The sequence below is a fragment of the Parachitinimonas caeni genome (assembly GCF_030129945.1).
Classification (GTDB): Bacteria; Pseudomonadota; Gammaproteobacteria; order Burkholderiales; family Chitinimonadaceae; genus Parachitinimonas; species Parachitinimonas caeni.
This window is the reverse complement of record NZ_JARRAF010000328.1, coordinates 1-224: the sequence shown is the minus strand read 5'-3', so window position 1 is coordinate 224 and position 224 is coordinate 1. Positions and strand designations below refer to the sequence as shown.

Annotated in this window: 1 protein-coding gene; it reads right to left on the bottom strand. The window is 52.7% G+C overall.

Annotation, left to right across the window (positions count from 1 at the left end):
* On the bottom strand, window positions 1-224 hold a 224-nt coding region (locus PZA18_RS25955; RefSeq protein WP_284103555.1), incomplete at both ends, for a transposase.

Genomic DNA, 224 nt, shown 5'->3' with positions numbered 1-224 from the left:
TCCCGCGCCATCGCTTGATCTTGAGAAAAGCGTTTTCGACCAAATGCCTGTGCTGGTATAGGTGCTCATCATACGGCCGCTGTTCCTTCCGGTTACAGCGTGGCGGAATAACCGGATTCATCCCTTGCTCACGGGCTTGCTGCACAATAGCGTCATTGTCATAAGCCTTATCACCGATCAGATTCTGAGCCGAAATCCCTTCAATCAACGCCTGGGCTTGGCTG